Genomic DNA, 1938 nt, shown 5'->3' with positions numbered 1-1938 from the left:
ACGATCGTCCCGGCGCCGGCGATCTCCTCGGCCGCGGCGGCCACGACCGCTTTCTCCTCCGCGTAGTCCCTCGCGAAGCGCTGGCGAATGGTCCCCTCGACGAGATCGACCGTCCCCGCGAGAAAGAGCGGACACGACGAGAACCCGGTCGTCTCGAGATCAAAGAAGAGAGGACGCTCCACCTCGCGAAGCTCGCCCTTCCCGTCCGCGATGTTCCACGGCTTCTCCGGGAAGCGAAGCGGGGAGCTCTTCTCCCCGCGAACCGCCTCCTCGAGGGAGCGCTCCGCGAGATAGAACGTCCCGTGCGCCGTCCGAACCTCTCGCCCCGGGGGAAGGAGGCATCCGGCGCGTTCCGGGCGCGGCGCGCGCTCCGTCCGCCGCGCGTCTCCCCGCGCGAGACGGGCGATTCGATCGTGCAACGCTTCATCCTTCAACGATCGTTCTCCTCGCTCCTCGCCGGAACGCCGGTGTCGGAAGAAGAGTAGTCTCGGACCGGTTTCCGCTCAAGGGCGAAGAGGGGGCGGGGCCTCGCGCGCGGCGCTATTCGACTTCGCTCCCGAAGATCGCGAGAAGGCGAAGGGCCGCCTCCTTGTTCGGGATCGGGTAGCCCTGCATGAGGTCCGGATCGTGGTGGAGGAGCGGCGGGCGCGGCTGTCCGACGCAGGAGGGGCACCCTTCCGCGCACGGGCACCCTTCCGCGAGCTCGCGCGCCGCCGCGAGAACCGTCCCGACCGTCGCGAACCCCCTTTCGCTGAGCCCGAGCCCCTTCGGGAATCGATCGTAGATGAAGAGCGCGGCGCTCCCGAGGTTTGAGCTCTCCACGACGCCGCCCAGGTTGCTCGGGTCGCACATCGCGTGCAGGGGGAGAACGACGAGGAGGAGGTTTCGAAGACCCGCGAGCCCCTCGGCCACGCGGAGCCCGAAGCGCCCGAGACGATCGGCCGCGTCGGGGCCGGGAACGATGCCGAGCGCCACGGTCTCGAGCTCTTGCGGCGGAAGCGCGAGCTTCCCCCATCCGATCGAGTCCTGGCCGTAGAACTTGATCTTCTTGAAGCCGGTCGTCATCCATGTCACGGTCGCCTCCGCGAGAAGCGTCTCTCCTCCCCGAAGCGATCCCTTCTCGCGCACCTTCCCGAGGCGGATCGTGGAGTCGACGATCGCTTGCGTGTAGTAGTCGACCTCCTTCCGCTCCACGGTCGCGACCCTCTGCTCCCAGTCGAGATCCCTTACGAAGTACGTTTCTCCTTCGTGGAGGTAGATCGCCTCCGGATAGAGAAGCTCGGGCGCGCTGATCGCGTCGATGTTCCCGATCGTGCGCGGCTCCCCTTCGTCGGTCTTTTCGAGAATCGTGAAGGTCGCGTCCGACATGTTGCGGAGTGAGATCTCCGCCGCCGGATAATCGGTGAGGGCCCAGAACCAGCGGTCCTCGACGCGCGTCACCTTCCCGAAGTCCTCGAGCGCCTCGGCGATCGGCTCCAGGAGATCGCCGAAGAGCGCCGCGTCCTCCGCCCCGAGCGGAAGCTCGTGCGCGGCGCATCGAAGATGCCGCTCGAGAACGTACGGGTTTTCCGGATCGATCGTGGCGTGTTCGGGAGTTCGGCCGAAAAAGTAGCCCGGATGCCGGATGAGGTACTGATCGATCGGATCGTTGTACGCGACGAGAACCGCGAGCGCTTCCTCCTCGGTCCTTCCCGCGCGCCCCGCCTGCTGCCACGTGCTCGCGATCGTTCCCGGGAAACCGACGAGTATCGACGCGCCGAGCGAGCCGACGTCGATCCCGAGCTCGAGCGCGTTCGTGCTCGACACCGCGAGAAGATCGCCCGAGAAGAGCCTCCTCTCGATCTCCCTCCTCTCTTCGGGGAGGTAGCCGCCGCGATAGACCGCGATTCGCCCGGCGAGCCTCTTCGCGCGCCGCTCGAGGTCCTCCCGCGCGTAGCG

At 67.4% G+C, this 1938-nt stretch carries 2 protein-coding genes; both read right to left on the bottom strand.

Annotated features, from left to right (window positions below):
• A partial coding sequence (locus FJY73_14370) for a hypothetical protein (GenBank protein MBM3321844.1) occupies positions 1-434 on the bottom strand: 434 nt, incomplete at its 3' end.
• Between the two features lie 106 nt (positions 435-540).
• A partial coding sequence (locus tag FJY73_14365; GenBank protein ID MBM3321843.1) for a DUF1998 domain-containing protein occupies positions 541-1938 on the bottom strand: 1398 nt, incomplete at its 5' end.

The sequence above is a fragment of the Candidatus Eisenbacteria bacterium genome, from assembly GCA_016867715.1.
In the GTDB taxonomy this organism is placed as follows: Bacteria; Orphanbacterota; Orphanbacteria; order Orphanbacterales; family Orphanbacteraceae; genus VGIW01.
The sequence above is the reverse complement of the archived record's forward strand: the minus strand, read 5'-3'. Positions and strand labels throughout refer to the sequence as shown.